At 70.2% G+C, this 16,967-nt stretch carries 15 protein-coding genes; 12 read left to right on the top strand and 3 right to left on the bottom strand.

Going from position 1 to position 16,967, the window contains the following annotated elements:
• Nucleotides 1-45: 45 nt before the first annotated feature.
• Together OHB44_RS23720 and OHB44_RS23715 are read left to right on the top strand one after the other, a co-directional pair.
• Nucleotides 46-918, top strand: coding sequence for a hypothetical protein (locus OHB44_RS23720; protein WP_330438334.1), 873 nt, complete (start codon nt 46-48; stop codon nt 916-918).
• Between the two features lie 30 nt (nt 919-948).
• On the top strand, nt 949-1,761 hold the full coding sequence (locus OHB44_RS23715) for a hypothetical protein (protein ID WP_330438333.1): 813 nt from the start codon (nt 949-951) through the stop codon (nt 1,759-1,761).
• On the opposite strand, the gene OHB44_RS23710 is transcribed toward OHB44_RS23715, so the two are convergent.
• Complete coding sequence (locus OHB44_RS23710; RefSeq protein ID WP_330438332.1) at nt 1,745-2,641, bottom strand: glutamate cyclase domain-containing protein; 897 nt, start codon at nt 2,639-2,641, stop codon at nt 1,745-1,747. The genes OHB44_RS23715 and OHB44_RS23710 overlap by 17 nt on opposite strands.
• Before the next feature lie 240 nt (nt 2,642-2,881).
• Between OHB44_RS23710 and OHB44_RS23705 the strand changes: the two genes are divergently transcribed.
• Nucleotides 2,882-4,180: an aspartate aminotransferase family protein gene (locus OHB44_RS23705; protein ID WP_210781994.1), complete on the top strand. Its 1,299-nt coding sequence runs from the start codon at nt 2,882-2,884 to the stop codon at nt 4,178-4,180.
• Entirely contained in the window at nt 4,177-5,664 is a 1,488-nt protein-coding gene (locus OHB44_RS23700; protein ID WP_330438331.1) for a CoA-acylating methylmalonate-semialdehyde dehydrogenase, read from the top strand. Before OHB44_RS23705 ends, OHB44_RS23700 begins: the two co-directional genes overlap by 4 nt.
• On the opposite strand, the gene OHB44_RS23695 is transcribed toward OHB44_RS23700, so the two are convergent.
• A complete protein-coding gene (locus OHB44_RS23695) occupies nt 5,636-7,090 on the bottom strand; it encodes an acyltransferase family protein (protein WP_330438330.1) in 1,455 nt (484 codons plus the stop codon). The two genes, OHB44_RS23700 and OHB44_RS23695, sit on opposite strands and share 29 nt — an antisense overlap.
• Before the next feature lie 192 nt (nt 7,091-7,282).
• Between OHB44_RS23695 and ngcE (OHB44_RS23690) the strand changes: the two genes are divergently transcribed.
• The 3 genes from ngcE (OHB44_RS23690) (at nt 7,283) to OHB44_RS23680 (ending at nt 10,568) form a co-directional block, all read left to right on the top strand.
• Nucleotides 7,283-8,698: an N-acetylglucosamine/diacetylchitobiose ABC transporter substrate-binding protein gene (gene ngcE / locus OHB44_RS23690; protein WP_266305005.1), complete on the top strand. Its 1,416-nt coding sequence runs from the start codon at nt 7,283-7,285 to the stop codon at nt 8,696-8,698.
• A gap of 65 nt (nt 8,699-8,763) precedes the next feature.
• Nucleotides 8,764-9,672 (top strand): carbohydrate ABC transporter permease, encoded by a 909-nt coding sequence (locus tag OHB44_RS23685; protein ID WP_238687073.1) that lies wholly within the window; start codon nt 8,764-8,766, stop codon nt 9,670-9,672.
• The gene (locus tag OHB44_RS23680; protein ID WP_238687074.1) at nt 9,669-10,568 is read left to right on the top strand and encodes a carbohydrate ABC transporter permease; all 900 of its coding nucleotides are present in this window, start codon (nt 9,669-9,671) and stop codon (nt 10,566-10,568) included. The genes OHB44_RS23685 and OHB44_RS23680 overlap by 4 nt, the downstream gene beginning before the upstream one ends.
• A gap of 187 nt (nt 10,569-10,755) precedes the next feature.
• Here the strand turns inward: OHB44_RS23680 and OHB44_RS23675 are convergent, their stop codons facing one another.
• Nucleotides 10,756-11,742 (bottom strand): N-acetylglucosamine kinase, encoded by a 987-nt coding sequence (locus OHB44_RS23675; RefSeq protein WP_330438329.1) that lies wholly within the window; start codon nt 11,740-11,742, stop codon nt 10,756-10,758.
• Between the two features lie 206 nt (nt 11,743-11,948).
• Here OHB44_RS23675 and OHB44_RS23670 point away from each other — a divergent pair, with 206 nt between their 5' ends.
• From OHB44_RS23670 to OHB44_RS23650, 5 genes are read left to right on the top strand one after another with little or no spacing between them, the layout of a single operon-like run.
• On the top strand, nt 11,949-12,902 hold the full coding sequence (locus OHB44_RS23670) for a MurR/RpiR family transcriptional regulator (protein ID WP_238687076.1): 954 nt from the start codon (nt 11,949-11,951) through the stop codon (nt 12,900-12,902).
• Nucleotides 12,899-13,648, top strand: a complete 750-nt coding sequence (locus tag OHB44_RS23665) for a sugar isomerase domain-containing protein (protein WP_091403970.1) — start codon at nt 12,899-12,901, stop codon at nt 13,646-13,648. The genes OHB44_RS23670 and OHB44_RS23665 overlap by 4 nt, the downstream gene beginning before the upstream one ends.
• A 26-nt stretch (nt 13,649-13,674) precedes the next feature.
• Entirely contained in the window at nt 13,675-15,111 is a 1,437-nt protein-coding gene (gene ngcE, locus OHB44_RS23660; RefSeq protein ID WP_238687077.1) for an N-acetylglucosamine/diacetylchitobiose ABC transporter substrate-binding protein, read from the top strand.
• Between the two features lie 18 nt (nt 15,112-15,129).
• Entirely contained in the window at nt 15,130-16,038 is a 909-nt protein-coding gene (locus OHB44_RS23655; protein ID WP_091403976.1) for a carbohydrate ABC transporter permease, read from the top strand.
• A complete protein-coding gene (locus tag OHB44_RS23650) occupies nt 16,038-16,967 on the top strand; it encodes a carbohydrate ABC transporter permease (protein ID WP_266305009.1) in 930 nt (309 codons plus the stop codon). The genes OHB44_RS23655 and OHB44_RS23650 overlap by 1 nt, the downstream gene beginning before the upstream one ends.

Raw genomic sequence — 16,967 nt, 5'->3', positions numbered from 1 at the left:
TGGTTGCTGTCTACGCTGGCGAGAGCGGCTGATTGGGGGATCTCGATGAACCGTGACGTGGCCCGTCAGCGGTTACGGGAGGGCGGCGGTTCCACCGCCGGCTTCGTCCGGCTGGTGGCGCACACCGACCCGGTGGCGTTGGTCGGCATCACGCTGTCGATCACCCTCAGCGTCGTGCTCGACCTCAGCAACGCCGCCTCCGGGGTGGAGTCGCTGCTGGCCGGTCTGATGGGCATCACCATCTCGCTGTTGGTCGACTCACTGGCCCGCGCGGAGCGTCGCTTCCATCTGCGCACGCTGCTGGACGGCCCGCCCTGGCTGGTCCGCACCACCACTGAGCTGGCCGGGGCGATGCGGGAGGCGGCCGAGCAGCACGCGGGCACCCGGGTCGCGGTGGAGGCGCAGCGGCGCTACGAGCAGTTCCGGTTGGAGGCCGAGCAGCTCGCTGACGGTCGGATCATCCGGCGCGGTGACGAGGACGAGGATCTGGTCGGCGCGACCCGCGCCTGCGTACGTCGGCTGGACGGGTTGACCAACGTGATGCCTCGGGTGAGCGGGGAGTTGAGCTGGTGGCGCAGTGAGATCGGCCGGCGCTACTGGGAGGCCAACGTGGAGGCCCTGCAACGGGGTGTCCAGATCACCCGGGTCTTCGTCTACGCCAGGTTGACCGACGATTTGTCCGCCCTGGTGGAGAAGCAGCGCGCGGCCGGGGCGCGGGTGGGTCTGCTGCCTATCGGGGTGGTGAGTCCGCACCTGCACGTGAACTTGACGCTCTGGGACGGGTCGAGCTGTTGGGAGGCCCACATGACCGCGCACGGCGAGATCGGCGAGAATCAGTTCTCGGTCAACCGGACGGACGTCGCTCGGCTCACCCGCGTGTTCGACCTTTGCGCGAACGCCGCGACCTTCCAGGACTGACGGCCCCACCGGGGCGGGAACGGGTGTGCCATGACGTGGAGCGCGGTCCTGCTGGTGACGGCCGTGGTGTGGGCGGTCAGCGTGATCCGCTCCGTCCGGCTCCGCGCGCTGGTCTACAGCCTGCCGCTGCCGATGACGCTCGCCCTGCTCACCACCGACTATCGGGTGGACGGCGCACAGGTGCTCGGTGTGCTCGGGCTCAACCTCTTCTTCGTCACAGTGGCGGTCACCCACCAGCGGTGGCGTTGGCCGATCCTGCTCGCCGACGTCGCGGGGATCGCCGTCTACGTGGCGCTGAGCGCCGGCCTGTTGGCCGTCCACATTCCGTTCGAGGTGGCCCTCGCCGGCACGCTCGTGCTCTGGCTGGCGGCCATCCTGTGGCTGCGCCGCCGTGCCCGCCGACGTGGTGCTCCCACTGAGGAGACGGTCGCCGTCGCGAAGACCCGCCCGGACGGGCTGCCGGCGTTGCTCAAGCTGGTGGTGATCTTCGTTGGGGCGGTCCTCACCCAACTGCTCGGCGCGGTGCTGCGCGGCATGGTGGTGACGTTCCCGTACTCGGGGGTGCTGGTCGCCGTCGAGGCCCGCCGGCAGTTGGCCGAGTTCAGTCGGCACTTCGCTCGCAACAGCCTCGCGCTGGTCGGCTTCCTCACCGCGTACCACTACCTCCAGGACGTCTCGTCGGCCGCGGCGCTGGGCGCCGGCTGGGCGGCCTTCGCTGTGGTCGCAGCCGCCCTGCACCTGCCGTTGCGCCCCCGACAGGTTGCGCACGCGCGAGCGGCGAGCCGCCCGCCGAGGTCACTGCGGCCGGCTACCGAGCCACAGACACCTACCGGGCTTCCCTGACCAGCTCGGCGATCCGGGTGAGCGGTTCGGCGTACGCGGGCCAGTCGAGGCCGTCGACGCTGAGCGTGGGGCGTCGGCGTACGCCGTCCACCGCGCCCGCGCGCACTGTCGCGGTCAGCAGGTCGTACGACCAGGCGGGCTCCAGCAGCGTCCGAAGCTGGGGCACATCCGGGCGGAGCAGTGACAGCGCGCCGACGAGGGCGGCTGCGGCCCAGTTGGACGTGCCGCCGACGAGCAGCGCGTCAGCGCCCACCACGCACCGGATCCGCTCGCCCGAGGCGACCACCCGTCCGATCAGGTCCGCCGGTAGCCGACCCATGCCGAGTTCGTTGCCGCCGTCGCCGATGCCGATCCGGTAGGCCGACCCGGAGGCGTAGAGCCGGTCCAGGGGTGCGGTGTGCGCGCCGATGTCCTCGCCGCGCATGTTGCGGGGCCGACCGTCCACCCCGGGCCCGACCCGTTCGCAGGCGATGAGGTGGGTCAGCCGGCCGTACTCGGGGAGCAGAGCGGCGGCCCACTCCTCGTACCCCCGCAGCGGCGCGACGTCGACCGGCAGGCCCGGCGCGGCGGCGGCGACGGCCGCCTCGACCACCGGGGCGCAGGGCTCGTCGGTGACGATCCGGCACCGGCCACCGAGCACGCGTAGCGCGGCGGCGATCTGCACCGCGCCGAGCGGGCCGTCGGTCTCCGCGGCGGGTGGCTCGGCGCCGGGGATGAAGAACCCGGTGAACACCGCGGCGTCGGGCACCCCGGCGGCGGCGAGCGACCGGGCGGCGGCCAGCAGCCCACCCGCTGCGGGCGCGGCCAGCGCCTCGCTGCCCCGGCCCACCTCGCGTGCGGCGACGCGCTCCAGCTCGGCGATCGTCTCTTCGATAGGCACCGTGTGCCTCCCCAGCGGCAGTGGACCAACCCGAGGGTAGCGGTAGGTGGCCAGGCTGCGGATCGAGTGGGTATCTCCCATGATTGCTGCGGAAATCATGGGTGAAGGCCAGCTCTTGCCGTGGAAACCGTTGACGTGCTGTCAGGTCGGGGCGGCCATGCGCTACAGGCTGACAGTTGTTCGCGTCGGCGGGTGGTGGGAGCGTGCGGTATCCACGAACGCCGCTGAAGGGTTGCCACGATGACCGACGACCTGCTGGCCCGGCATCGGGCCGTGCTCCCGTCCTGGATGCCGTTGTACTACGCCGAGCCGCTCGAGTTGGTCTCCGGCTCGGGCCGCCGGGTCACCGACGCGCAGGGGCGCAGCTACCTGGACTTCTTCGGCGGCGTACTGACCAACATGATCGGGTACGACATTCCGGAGATCCGGGAGGCCGTCGAGCGGCAGCTCGCCACCGGCATCGCGCACACCTCGACGCTCTACCTGATCCGCCAACAGGTGGAGCTGGCCGAGAAGATCGCCCAGCGCTCCGGCATCCCGGACGCCCGGGTGTTCTTCACCAACTCCGGCACGGAGGCGAACGAGGCGGCGCTGCTGGTCGCCACCAACCACCGCCGCTCGCACCAGATCCTGGCCGTGCGCAACAGTTACCACGGCCGGTCGTACGCGGCGATGGGCGTCACCGGCAACCGCAACTGGTCGGCCAGCGGCCTCAACCCGCTCCAGGTGGCCTGGCTGCACTCCGGTGACCGGGTGCGTGGTCTGCTGGCCCGGCTCAGCGCCGACGAGCAGGTCGACGCGGCGGTGGAGGACCTGCGCGAGGTCTTGGCCACCCAGACCGCCGGTGACGTGGCAGCGCTCATCGCCGAGCCGATCCAGGGCGTTGGCGGTTTCGTGCACCCGCCGGACGGGCTCTTCGCCGGCTGGAAGAAGGTCCTCGACGAGCACGGCATCCTGTTCATCGCCGACGAGGTGCAGACCGGCTGGGGGCGTACCGGGGAGCACTTCTGGGGTTACCAGGCGCACGGCGTCACCCCCGACCTGCTCACCTTCGCCAAGGGCATCGGCAACGGGTTCGCCCTGGCCGGGGTGGTCGGCCGGGCCGAGGTGCTGGAGTCGGTGCCGGCCATCAGCTTCTCCACCTTCGGCGGCAACCCGATCTCCACGGCGGCCGGCAACGCGGTGCTCGACTACCTGATCGCCCACGACCTCCAGGCGAACGCTGCCCGCGTCGGCGCGATCCTCGCCGACGGCCTGCGGTCCGCGGTGGGCGGGCTCGACTGCGTCGCCGAGGTACGCGGAAAGGGGCTGATGCTCGGCGTCGAGTTCGTCCGGCCGGGCGGCAGTGAGCCGGATCCGGCGCTGACCAACCGGGTCTTCGAAGCCGCCCGCGACGGTGGCCTGCTCACCGGCAAGGGCGGCCTCCACGGCAACGTGCTGCGGATGGGTCCACCGTTGACGCTGACCGAGGAGGAGGCCCGTGAGGGCCTGGCGATCCTCGTCGACGCGATCCGTTCGGCGGCGGGGGTGGCGGCATGAGCATCGGTCACTTCATCGACGGCAAGCGGGTCGACGGCACGTCGCGGCGGCGCGGTGACGTGTTCGACCCGGCGACAGGTCGGCGTACCGCCGAGGTCGAGCTGGCCTCGGCAGCGGACGTCGACGTGGCGGTGCGGGCCGCCGTCCGCGCGGCGCGGGCCTGGCGGGACGCGTCGCTGGCCCGGCGGTCCGCTGTGCTGTTCGCCTTCCGGGAGTTGGTGCACACCCGGCGGGACCGGCTCGCGGAGGTGATCACCGCCGAGCACGGCAAGGTGCTCGCCGACGCCGCCGGCGAGGTGCAGCGCGGCCTGGAGGTCATCGAGTACGCGTGCGGCCTGCCGTCGGCGCTGCGCGGCGCGTTCAGCGAGAACGTGTCCACCGAGGTCGACTCGTACACCATCCGGCAGCCGCTCGGGGTGGTCGCGGTGATCTCCCCGTTCAACTTCCCGGTGATGGTGCCGCTGTGGTTCGTGCCGGTGGCGGTGGCCTGCGGCAACGCGGTGGTGCTCAAGCCGAGCGAGAAGGACCCGAGCGCGGCGCTGCTGCTGGCCGAGTGGTTCGCCGAGGCGGGCCTGCCCGACGGGGTGCTCACCGTGGTCAACGGCGACTCCGAGGCGGTCGACGCGTTGCTGGATCACCCGGAGGTGCGGGCGGTGTCGTTCGTCGGCTCCACCCCGATCGCCAGGTACGTCTACCAACGCGGCACTGCCGCCGGCAAGCGGGTGCAGGCGCTCGGTGGGGCGAAGAACCACATGGTGGTGCTCCCGGACGCCGATCTGGACCTGGCCGCCGATGCGGCGGTCAACGCCGGGTTCGGCTCGGCGGGGGAGCGGTGCATGGCCATCTCGGTGCTGGTGGCTGTGGAGCCGGTGGCGGACGCGCTGGTCGAGCGGATCGCGGCGAGGGTGACCGGTCTGCGCATCGGCGACGGCCGACGGGGCTGCGACATGGGCCCGTTGGTGACCGCCGCGCACGCGGCGAAGGTGCGCTCCTACGTGGACGCTGGTGTCGCCGCCGGCGCGGTGCCGGTGGTGGACGGGCGGGACGTGACGCCCGACGGCGATCCGGACGGTTTCTGGCTCGGCCCGACGCTGTTCGACCGGGTGACCCCTGACATGTCGATCTACACCGACGAGATCTTCGGGCCGGTGCTGAGCGTGGTGCGGGTCGGCTCGTACGACGAGGCGGTTGACCTGGTCAACGCCAGCCCGTACGGCAACGGCACGGCGATCTTCACCAACGACGGTGGGGCGGCCCGGCGCTACCAGCACGAGGTGGAGGTGGGCATGGTCGGGATCAACGTGCCCATCCCGGTGCCGATGGCGTACCACTCGTTCGGCGGCTGGAAGTCGTCGCTCTTCGGCGACCTGCACGCGCACGGCGAGGACGGGGTGCGCTTCTTCACCCGGGGCAAGGTCGTCACCAGCCGCTGGTTGGATCCGCGCCACGGCGGGGTCAACCTCGGGTTCCCCACCCAGACCTGAGCAGTCGCAGCACGCCCGCCCCGGCCAGGTACGCCACCAGCGCCGGGACGGGCGTGCCGAGCGGCTCCGGGGCCTGCTGCGGCGTGGTGCTGTTGATCAGCAGCGCGGCCACCACGGCGGCGTAGCCGGCCACCGCCAATGCCGCCCGGGCCGGGGTGCCCCGAGGGGTCCCCCGTCCGGTGCGGTGGCGGCCGCTGCGCGCCTCCACCGGCCCGAAGATGGCGACCAGCACCGCCAGAACGGCGCTGAGCAGCAGCAACCAGGGCACCCGCCAGGCCCACCAGGCGGCCGTGTCGACCGCCGGGGTGGGCAGCGTCTCGACCGCGTCGAGCAACCCGATCAGCAGGATCGCGGCGGTCAGGTGCCAGAGGAAGACGGTCAGCACCACCAGGTTGATCCCGATCACCACCTGCCACGGCCCGCTGCGGCGCAGCAGTCGTTCGGCAGGGCCGCGCAGCAGCACGATCAGACCGAGCTGGCCGGCGGCGACGGCCAGCAACGCGAGGCTGGGTGGTGCGGCGTTGTCGAGCCGCTCGTCGGGCACCTTGAGCATGGCCACCGGCCAGGGGCCGAGGACGGTGAGCAGCAGCACCGCGCCCAGCCCGCCGCCCAGGAAGGCCAGACCGGCCCGGTGGGAGGTGGGCAGCCGCCGTCGGCGTACCCCCGGACGGTCGGGAGTCGGCGGCCCGGCAGCATCGGTCGCGGCAGGTGGTGGCGCGGTTGCGCCGGCCTTCGCGGGCGGTGGCGTCTTCGGGTCGGCAGGTGGTGGCGTGGCGCGGGCGTCGTGCCAGGCGAAGCCGAGCTGGTGGACGGCCAGCCAACCGAACAGGTAGTTGCCGTAACTCAGCTCCTCCGGCCCGCTCAGCCGGCCGAGGTCGCCGAGGCCGACCACCGCGACGAGCGCCAGCGGCACGGCCAGGCCGAGGCGGCGGTGCAGCGCGTACATCGGTGGGGTGAGCACGACCGCCGCCAGGTAGGCGACCAGGAACCAGAGCGGAATGGTGGCGAACCAGAACACCTCGCGAATCTGGGTCGGGTCGGCGCCGCGCAGCCAGGCGACCGCCGCGACCGCGGTGAGCACCAGCAGCAGCGTGCTGGTGGGGCGGACCAGGCGGGCACTGCGGTCGATCAGCCAGCCGGCGGAGTCGCCGCCGCGGGCTCGCAGCCGGGTCAGCGAGGCCGCGTTGGCGTACCCCCCGACCAGGAAGAAGACCGGCATCACCTGGGCCAGCCAGGTCAGCGGGTACGCCCAGCGCAGGTCGCCGAGCGCGGAGTGCCCGGTGGCCTGCCCGTCGGGGTCGCGCCCGATCACCGTGACGCTCCAGTGTCCGAGAATGACCATGGTGATGGCGAGCGCGCGGAGCAGGTCGACGTACCGTTCCCGCCCAGCCGGGGTGCGCTCGGCCAGCTGGCGCAGACGGCGCATCGCCTCAGGTTAGGCGACCCGGCGGCGGCTGGTGGTGATAACGGTTCGGCCCTCAGGACTTGAAGTCCGAGCCCGGCTGTCGTAGAAATTCTTCAGCAACAGAGCATGAACTGAAGAGAACTACCGTCCCTCGCGCGGCGGACGCCTCCCCCACAGACCGGCGATCCGCCCGACCCGACCCGAGGAGAACCCATGAACAGGCGTGACATCCTGCGGCGCAGCGCCGCCGCCGGCCTCCTGGCCACCCCCGCCGCCGGCCTGCTGTCCGGCTGCGCCACCAGCGGTGGCGGTGACAAGAAGGATGCCGAGACCTACCAGGGCACCAAGAGCGCCCAGAACCCGCTCGGCGTGAAGGAGGACGCCCCACTCGAGGTGGTGATCTTCGGCGGCGGGTTCGGTGAGGAGTACGCCAAGGCCCACGAGGCCATGTACACCGAGAAGTACCCGAAGGCGAAGATCAAGCACTCCTCCACCCAGGAGATCAGCAAGACCCTCCAGCCGCGCTTCGTCGACGGCACCCCGCCGGACGTGGTCAACAACTCCGGGTCCAGCCAGATCGACTTCAACGGCCTGGTCAGCCAGAACGCCCTCGCCGGCCTCGACGAACTGCTGGCCGCCCCGAGCCTCGACATCCCCGGCAAGACGGTCAAGGACACCCTGCTGCCCGGCGCGGTCGAGGTCGGCTCCTACGACGGCAAGTTCCTGGTGCTCAACTACACCTACACCGCCTACGGCATCTGGCACTCCGCCAAGCTCTTCGCCGACCGCGGCTGGTCGTACGCGAAGACCTGGGACGAGCACATCGCGCTCTGCAAGCAGATCAAGGCCGCCGGCATCGCCCCCTGGACGTACGCCGGCCTGCACCCGCGCTACATGAGCTGGCCGCTGATCTCCACGGCCATCAAGTTCGGCGGCCCGTCCGTGGCCACCGCCATCGACAACCTGGAACCGAACGCCTGGAAGTCCGACTCCATGCGTGCCGCCGCCGACGCCTGGCACCAGATCGTCAAGGACAAGTACATCCTGGACGGCTCGCCCGGCCTGGACCACAAGCAGTCGCAGACCGCCTGGTGTCAGGGCAAGGCCGCCTTCATCTCCTGCGGCTCCTGGCTGGAGAGCGAGCAGAAGGACGTCACTCCGGCCGGGTTCAACATGACCATCGCGCCGACGCCGAGCCTGGGCAGCGGCGACAAACTGCCGTTCGAGGCGATCCGGGGCACCGCCGGGGAGCCGTTCATGGTGCCCGCCAAGGCCCGCAACGTCGCCGGTGGCCTGGAGTACTTCCGGACCATGCTCTCCAAGAAGGGCGCCCAGGACTTCACGAAGAAGGTCGCCAGCCTCACCGTTGTCGCCGGCGCCACCGAGGGCGTCGAGCTGCCGTACGGGCTGAGCACAGTGGTCAAGGCCCTCGACGCATCCGGTGCCAACGGCTTCAACTGGGTCTACAACAACTTCTACCGCAAGCTGGAGCGCAACCTCGTCGACGCCGCGTGCGGCGAGTTCTTCAGCGGCCGGATCGGCCCCGCCGAGTTCCTCGACCAGTGCCAGAAGGGCGCCGACTCGATCGCCCAGGACAGCTCGATCAAGAAGTACAAGCGAGCGGCCTGACCCGCCCGGCCGGTGGGGGAGAGATCCGCCCCCACCGGCCGTACCCCAACGGAGAGGTCCCTCTCGTGAAACATGGCAAGTGGCCGCTGATCGTCACGTTCCTGGTGCCACCGGTGCTGCTGTACGTGTTCTTCGTCGTCTCGCCGTACCTCCAGGCGTTCCAGATCTCCACCACCGACTGGCTCGGCTACTCCGCCGACGCCAACTCCGTCGGCCTGGCCAACTTCAAGACCCTCTGGCACGACGACTACGTGTGGAACGCGCTGAAGAACAACGCGATCCTGCTGGGACTGGTCCCGGTGCTGACCATCGTGCTCGGGCTCTTCTTCGCCACCATGCTCGCCATGGGCGGGCGCAAGGGCAGCGCCGGCGTCACCGGCGTACGCGGCGGCGCGCTCTACCGCACCGTCTACTTCTTCCCGCAGGTGCTCTCCGTGGTGATCATCGCGTTGCTGTGGAAGGAGGTGTACCACCCCAACCAGGGGCTGCTCACCAGCGCCGCACACGCGGTCGGCCTGCCCGCGCCGACCTGGCTCGGCGACCCGGCGACCGCCTTCTGGTGCGTGCTGGCGGTGATGGTCTGGAGCAACGTCGGCTTCTACGTGGTGCTGTTCGGCGCGGCGATGTCGGCAGTGCCGAAGGAGATCTACGAGGCCGTGCTGCTCGACGGCGCGTCCCGGTTCACCACCCTGCGCCGGGTCACCCTGCCGCTGCTCTGGGACACCGTCCAGGTCGCCTGGGTCTACCTGGCCATCTTCGCCCTGGACGGGTTCATCCTCGTGCAGTTGATGACCAACGGCGGGCCGAACTTCTCCACCGACGTGATCGGCGTACGGATGTACGACACCGCCTTCGGCAGCGAGACCAAGTTCGGCTACGCCTCGGCGATCGGCGTGGTGATGTTCTTCCTGACCCTCTCGGTGGCGGTGCTGTCGCTGCGGGTCGGCCGGCGCGAACGGATCGAGTACTCGTGACCACTCTGGATCAGCCCACCGCGACCGCCCCCACCCCGGTCACCAGCGGGGACCGCCCGGTACGCCGGGAACTCGGCGTGGCCAACGCCCTCTCGCACGGCTTCCTGCTGCTCTGGGGCCTGCTCACCGTACTGCCGCTGTTGTGGATGTTCATCAGCTCGTTCAAGACCAACGGTGAGATCCTCGCCGACCCGTGGGGGCTCCCCGGCGCGCTGCACCTGGACAACTGGGCGCGGGCCTGGACCGGCGCGCACATCGGCCGGTACTTCATCAACAGCCTGGTGGTGGTGGCCGGCTCGGTCAGCCTCACCATGCTGATGGGCGCCACCGCCGCGTACGTCTTCGCCCGGTACGAGTTCCGCGGCCGCCAGGTCGTCTACTACCTGTTCGTCGGCGGCCTGATGTTCCCGGTGTTCCTCGCCCTGGTGCCGCTGTTCTTCGTGGTCCGCAACGCCGGTCTCTTCAACACCTGGCTCGGGCTGATCCTCGTGTACGCGGCCTACTCGCTGCCGTTCACCGTGTTCTTCCTGACCGCGTTCTTCCGGACCCTGCCGACCTCGGTGGCGGAGGCCGCACTGGTCGACGGCTGCGGTCACTTCCGGCTCTTCTTCCGGGTGATGCTGCCCATGGCGCGTCCGGGACTGATCAGCGTGGCGATCTTCAACTTCCTCAGCCACTGGAACCAGTTCCTGCTGCCGCAGGTGTTGTTGCAGGGCGACGAGTCCAAGTGGATGCTGGCGCAGGGGCTGTTCGCGCTGTCGGTCAGCCAGGGTTACGCCGGCGACTACGCTCGGCTCTTCGCCGGGTTGAGTATCGCTGTGCTGCCGGTGCTCGCTGTCTACGTGGCCTTCCAGCGGCAGGTGCAGTCCGGCCTCACCGCAGGTCAACTCAAGTAGGACTCACCCACCTCTGACCGATCCCGATCACCACCCAGGCGTGCCGACCAGCGCCTTGATCGCGCTCGATCCTGGATGTGGTTCCCTCCTCGCGGCGCGAGGCCACTCCATCCTGGGTCGAGCACGATCGTGGCCGGAAGCGTCGCCGCGTGGGCGGGGCGGGGCAACGCGTCCAGCGCCCAGGGCTTCAGGGGGTGGGGAAGAGGCGGGCGTGCAGGGCGGCCGGGTCGGTCACCTCGGGTAGGCCACGGGCGGCGAGCCAGGCTGCGGCGGCGGCCCCGTCTCCGGCGGTGCGCAGTGGCGCGTCCGGCCAGTGTCGCGCGATCTCGGACCGGACGGCGACCGCGAGCGGGGTGTCCGAGGTGAGCAGCCCGCCGCCGAGCACGATCGGCGTCACCGCCCCGGCGGGGCGGATGCGGCTCACGCTCTCGGTGAGGTGCCCGGCGGCTTCGGTGATCAGGGCGGTGGCGACCGGGTCGCCGTGGGTGGCGGCGTCGACGACCAGCGGCGCGAGCCGGGCCAGTTCGATGGGGGGTCGACGGGTCACCGTCTGGATGGTGGCGTCGACGGTGTCCCGGGGGCGGGTGGCGATGTCGGCGCTGCCCAGAATCTCGGTGAGCACGGTAGTGGTCAGCGCGCCCAGCCCACGGCCGGCGTCGAGGTCGGCGAGCAGCCGACGTACGGCTTCCCGACCGAGCCAGAAGCCCGAGCCGGCGTCGCCGAGGAGCCAGCCGTGGCCGTCGGCGATCCGGCCGAGCCGCAGTTCGTGGACCTGGGCGGTGATCGCGCCGGTGCCGGCGATGAGGATGGTTCCGTCGGTGGCGGCGGTGCCGGAGGCGTACGCGACCAGGGCGTCGCCGTGCACCTCGTACGGGCAGCGCAGTCCGGCGTCGTGCCAGGCGCTGTCGAAGGCGGCCCGCCCGGCGGGGTCGGCGAGCAGCCGGCCGGCTCCGGCGAGCCCGATGGTGCCCGCGGCCGCCCGCGTGGGGTCGACGTCGGCGAGCGCCTCCCGGAGCGCGGTCAGCAGTTCGGCGGCGGCGCGCTCAGCGCCGTGACTGGTGGGGTTGCCGCCGCCGGCGCGGCCGGTGCCGACGCGGTGCCCGGTGAGGGTGAGGACGGTCGCTCGGGTGGACGTACCGCCGATATCGAGACCCACCACGACGCTGTCGGACATCGGCACGGGTCTCCTTGGGCGAAACGGCGATCTGGCTTGTTCATGCTGGTCGGCGGGGTCGTGCGGGGCAAGTTGTGGGGGCCGTTGAGGGCAGTGCGCCAGGTAACAGTTTGAAAACTTCGCCCACAGTCTTGACACAGAGGGTCGTTCAGTAAGAACTTTTACCACTAACAGTTAACAGTCTTTTCGGAAAGCTGAGGCGTCTCATGGTTGATCACGAGGTGGACACCGCCGCGGGGACCGCGGTGGTCGACGCCGACGTGATCGAGCGACGGAGCTCGGCCTCCGACGGGGTGTTGGCCCGGGTTCGCAACGGGCTCGGCGAGCTGACCGGCGCCCTGCGCCGGGTCGCCGAGCACGTGCTCAGCGACCCGGAGGCCGCCGCCCGCTCGACCATCGTCGAGCTTGCCGAGCGCAGTGGCACGTCACCCGCGACCATCACCCGCTTCTGCCGGGCGATGGGCTTCGAGGGGTACGCCGACCTGCGACTGGGCATCGCCTCCGAGACCGGCCGGGCCCGCTCGGCGGGTTGGACCGTCGACATCGGACGGGAGATCCAACCGAGTGACCCGCTCGCCCGGGTGCTCGACCAGATCATGGCCGCCGACACCCGGGCCATGCACGACACCGCCACCCTGCTCGACCTCACCGAGGTGGAGCGGGCCGCGGTGGCGATCGCCGGGGCCAGCAGGGTGAACATCTTCGGTGCCAGCGGCAGCGCCCTGGTCGGTGAGGAGATGCAGTTCAGCCTGCACCGCATCGGTGTGGCGGCGTGGGCGTGGAACGACGTGCACGAGGGGCTGGCCAGCGCCGCGTTGCTGCGATCGGGGGACGTGGCGCTCGGCATCTCGCACACCGGGCAGACCCGGGAGACGATCGAGATGCTCGCCGAGGCGGGCAGCCGGGGCGCCACCACTCTCGCGCTCACCGGCTTCCCCCGCTCCCCGTTGGCCGAGCTGGCCGACATCGTGCTGCTCACGGCCAGCCAGGCGACCACCTTCCGGCCGGACGCGCTCTCCGCCCGGCACCCCCAACTGGTGGTGCTCGACCTGCTCTACATCGCCGTCGCCCAGCGCACGCACGACCGCGCGCACGCGGCCTTCCGGCGGACAGCGCAGGCCGTCGACGGGCACAAGGCAGCGAAGGGAGTCCACTCATGATCAGCGCCCAGGGGTACGCGGACGCCGTCCGCCCGGTGCTCGACCGGCTGCTCGACTCGGAGGCCGACGGGATCACCCGGGCCGCCGACCTGATCGCCGACAGCCTGCGCGACGGCGGCGTGCTCCAGGCGTTCGGCGCCGGGCACTCCGAGGCGTTCGCCGCCGAGCTGGTCGCCCGGGCCGGCGGGTTGGTCCCCACCAACCGGCTCTCGGTACGGGACCTGGTGATGCACGGTGACGCCCCGCGTGACGTGCTCGCCGACCCCAAGCTGGAACGTGATCCGTCCATCGCCCACCAGATCTACGCGCTCGCGGCGCCCCAGCCGCGCGACGTGTTCGTGGTGGCGTCCCAATCCGGCATCAACGGCTCGGTGGTCGAGCTGGCGGCGCTGGTCACCGAGCGCGGTCACCCGTTGATCGCGGTCACCTCGGTCGAGCACACCGCGCGGGTCGCCCCACGGCACCCGTCCGGGCACCGGCTCGCCGACCTCGCCGACGTCGTGCTGGACAACGGCGCGCCGTACGGCGATGCACTGCTGCCGCTCGAGGGCGGCGGCGCGGTCTGTGCGGTCTCCTCGGTCACCACGGCGCTGCTGGCGCAGTTGCTGACCGCGGAGGTCGTACGACGGTTCCACCAGGCCGGGGAGGTACCCCCTATCTACCTCTCCGCCAACGTCCCCGGCGGGGACGAGCACAACCTCGCCCTCGAGTCGCGGTACGCCGGACGTCTCCGGCGTACCGCATGACCCGAATTCCACAAGGAGAGACGACGATGTCGATTACCCCCGAACACCCGGCCGCACTCGACCGTCGCACGGTGCTGCGTCGCGCCGCCGCCGTGGGCATGCTCGCCACTCCGGCCATCGGCCTGCTCGGCGCCTGCGCCACCAGCGGCAGCGACGGTGACAACGAGCAGGTCGCCGGCGGCACCAAGAGCGAGAAGAACCCGCTGGGCGTCAAGGAGGACGCCGCGATCGAGGTGGTCATCTTCAACGGTGGCTACGGCGAGAAGTACGCCACCGACGTGCACGAGCCGCTGTACAAGAAGGCGTTCCCCAAGGCCGAGGTCAAGCACCAGGCCACCCAGGCCGTCTCCACTGTGCTCCAGCCGCGGTTCGCCTCCGGTAACCCGCCGGAGTTCGTGAACAACTCGGGCGAGAAGCTGATGGACTTCGGCGCGCTCGTGGCCGACGGTCAGCTCCAGGACCTCACCGAGCTGTGGGACGCGCCGTCGGTCGACGACCCGACGAAGAAGGTCCGCGACACGGTGGTGCCGGGGACCATCGAGGCCGGTTCGTTCAACGGCAAGCCGTTCGTCCTGTACTACGTCTCCACCGTCTTCGGCATCTGGTACTCGGGCAAGCTGTTCAAGGACAACGGGTGGGCGCCGGCGAAGAACTGGGACGAGTTCATCGCCCTGCTCACGAACATCAAGGCCAAGGGCATCACCCCGTACGGCTACGCCGGGGCGAACGCCGCCTACTACCAGTGGAACGTGATCCTCACCCACGCCGCCAAGATCGGCGGCACGGACGTGCTGAAGAACATCGACAACCTGGAGGACGGCGCCTGGAAGCAGGACGCCGTCAAGCAGGCTGCCGCGGCGTGGGCCGAGGTCGGCGCGAAGTTCAGCGACAAGAGCTTCGAGGGTCTCAAGCACACCGACGTGCAGCTGCGGCAGAACCAGTACAAGGTGGCCATGTACCCCAGCGGTGACTGGCTGGAGGGTGAGCAGAAGAAGGACACGCCGGCCGGCTTCGACTACCAGCTCATGCCGGTGCCGAGCCTGTCCGCCTCGGACAAGCTGCCGGCCACCGCGCTGCGCGCCACCGCCGGTGAGGGCTACTTTGTCTCGGCGAAGAGCAAGAACCCCAAGGGCGGGCTGGAGTACATGCGTCAGATGCTCTCGACGGCGGGCGCGAAGGGCTTCACCGAGGTGGTCAAGGCCCCGACCGTGGTCACCGCCGGCTCGGAGGGCTTCGCCTTCCCGCCCGGTGTGGCCAGCTCCCAGGCCGCGCTCAAGGCCGCCGGCCAGGACGTGTTCAACCTGTACTTCGACGGTTGGTACAAGGAGCTCGACACGGAGGCGCGTACCGCCACCAACGAGCTGATGTTCGGCCGGATCAACGCGGACGCCTTCGTGGAGCGGATCCAGAAGCGCGCCGACGCCATCAAGAAGGACAGCTCCGTCACCAAGTTCAAGCGCTGATCGATCGGAGCTAGGGTCATGCGGCACGGCAAGTATCCATTCGTGATCGGGTTCCTGTTCGCCCCGGTCGCGCTGTACGTGACATTCGTGATCTGGCCGTACGCGCAGGCGTTCCAGATCTCGATGACCAACTGGCGGGGGCTGTCGGCCCCGCAGTGGGTGGGCTTCGACAACTACCGGAGGTTGCTCGACGACGGGGCCTTCTGGAAAGCGGTCCAGCACCACGGCGTACTGCTGCTTGCCCTGCCGCTGATCACCATTGCCATCGCCCTGTTCTTCGCCTTCCTGCTCAACGTGGGTGGCAAGAGCAGCGGTGGTCAACGCCAGGGGGTCTGGGGGGCGAAGTTCTACCGGGTGGTGTTCTTCTTCCCCCAGGTCCTGGCGGTGGCCATTATCGCCGTGTTGTTCCAGATGGTGTACCGGCCGAACGAGTCCGGACTGATCAACGGCGTGTTGATGAAGTTCGGCATCGAGCCGATCCTCTTCCTGGTCAAGCCGAACCTGGCCCTCTGGTCGATCATCGCGGTGCTGGTCTGGCAGGCGGTCGGCTTCTACGTGGTGCTCTTCTCGGCCGGGATGGCCTCCATCCCCGGTGAGATCTACGAGGCCGCCGAGATGGACGGGGCGACGAAGGTGACCCTGTTCTTCCGGGTCACCCTGCCGCTGCTGTGGGACACCCTCCAGGTGGCCTGGGTGTACCTCGGGATCGCGGCGTTCGACGCGTTCGCCATCGTGGCGGTGCTCTCGGTGGACGGTGGCGGCCCGGACGGCGCCACCACGGTGCTCGCCATGGAGATCTACCGCAACGCGTTCGTCTACTCGAAGTACGGCTACGCCTCGGCGATGGGCGTGGCGCTGTTCTTCCTCACCCTCACGTTCGCGGCGCTGACGCTGCGGCTCACCAAGCGGGAAAGCGTGGAGTACTGATGAATCCGCAGTCGACGCTGCCGCCGACGCCGGCGGCGCTGCCGCCGAAGACCGGTGACCCGTCCGGCCCCGCCGGGTCGGGGAGCAAGGGCCCCCGCTCGGAGGTCAAGCTGTTCGCCGGCCTGGGGCACGTCGCGCTCGCCGTGTGGGCGGTGATCGTGATCGTGCCGATCCTCTGGACCTTCCTCGCCGCGTTCAAGAACACCAGCGAGATCTTCAGCAGCCCGTGGACGCTGCCGGCCGAGCTGCGCTGGGAGAACTTCGGGCGGGCCTGGACCAAGGCGCACGTCGGGCGGTACTTCCTCAACAGCGTGATCGTGGTGTCGTGCAGCACGTTCCTCACCATGCTGCTCGGCTCGATGGCCGCGTACGTGCTGGCCCGCTACAAGTTCTGGGGCAACCGGGCGGTCTACTTCCTCTTCGTCTCGGGGTTGGCCTTCCCGGTCTTCCTGGCGCTGGTGCCGCTCTTCTTCGTGGTGAAGAACCTCGGTCTGCTGGACACCCACACCGGCGTGGTGCTGGTCTACACCGCGTACTCGTTGCCGTTCACCGTGTTCTTCCTGGCCGCGTTCTTCAAGACGCTGCCGTCGTCGGTGGCCGAGGCGGGGATGATCGACGGCTGCGGGCACAGCCGGCTGTTCTTCCAGGTGATGATGCCGATGGCGAAGCCGGGTCTGATCAGCGTCGCGATCTTCAACATCATCGGCCAGTGGGCGCAGTACCAGCTCCCGCTGGTGCTGCTCTCCAACGCCAAGGACAAGTGGGTGCTCACCCAGGGCATCGCGGACATCTCCGTCAACGCCGGCTACGAGGCGGACTGGTCCGGGCTGTTCGCCGCGCTGACCATCGCCATCCTCCCGATGATCCTCGTGTACGCGGTGTTCCAGCGTCAGATCCAGGCCGGCCTCACCTCCGGAGCGGTGAAGTAG

Origin of the sequence: Micromonospora sp. NBC_00821 (assembly GCF_036347035.1) — a bacterium.
Classification (GTDB): domain Bacteria; phylum Actinomycetota; class Actinomycetes; order Mycobacteriales; family Micromonosporaceae; genus Micromonospora; species Micromonospora hortensis.
The sequence above is the reverse complement of the archived record's forward strand: the minus strand, read 5'-3'. Positions and strand labels throughout refer to the sequence as shown.

Coding starts and splice junctions, on each gene's coding strand:
- OHB44_RS23705 (WP_210781994.1), top strand. CDS start 2,882: ATGACCGACGACCTGCTGGCCCGGCATCGGGCCGTGCTCCCGTCCTGG.
- OHB44_RS23720 (WP_330438334.1), top strand. CDS start 46: ATGAACCGTGACGTGGCCCGTCAGCGGTTACGGGAGGGCGGCGGTTCC.
- OHB44_RS23675 (WP_330438329.1), bottom strand. CDS start 11,742: ATGTCCGACAGCGTCGTGGTGGGTCTCGATATCGGCGGTACGTCCACC.
- ngcE (WP_238687077.1), top strand. CDS start 13,675: ATGTCGATTACCCCCGAACACCCGGCCGCACTCGACCGTCGCACGGTG.
- OHB44_RS23670 (WP_238687076.1), top strand. CDS start 11,949: ATGGTTGATCACGAGGTGGACACCGCCGCGGGGACCGCGGTGGTCGAC.
- OHB44_RS23700 (WP_330438331.1), top strand. CDS start 4,177: ATGAGCATCGGTCACTTCATCGACGGCAAGCGGGTCGACGGCACGTCG.
- OHB44_RS23650 (WP_266305009.1), top strand. CDS start 16,038: ATGAATCCGCAGTCGACGCTGCCGCCGACGCCGGCGGCGCTGCCGCCG.
- OHB44_RS23695 (WP_330438330.1), bottom strand. CDS start 7,090: ATGCGCCGTCTGCGCCAGCTGGCCGAGCGCACCCCGGCTGGGCGGGAA.
- OHB44_RS23655 (WP_091403976.1), top strand. CDS start 15,130: ATGCGGCACGGCAAGTATCCATTCGTGATCGGGTTCCTGTTCGCCCCG.
- ngcE (WP_266305005.1), top strand. CDS start 7,283: ATGAACAGGCGTGACATCCTGCGGCGCAGCGCCGCCGCCGGCCTCCTG.
- OHB44_RS23715 (WP_330438333.1), top strand. CDS start 949: ATGACGTGGAGCGCGGTCCTGCTGGTGACGGCCGTGGTGTGGGCGGTC.
- OHB44_RS23665 (WP_091403970.1), top strand. CDS start 12,899: ATGATCAGCGCCCAGGGGTACGCGGACGCCGTCCGCCCGGTGCTCGAC.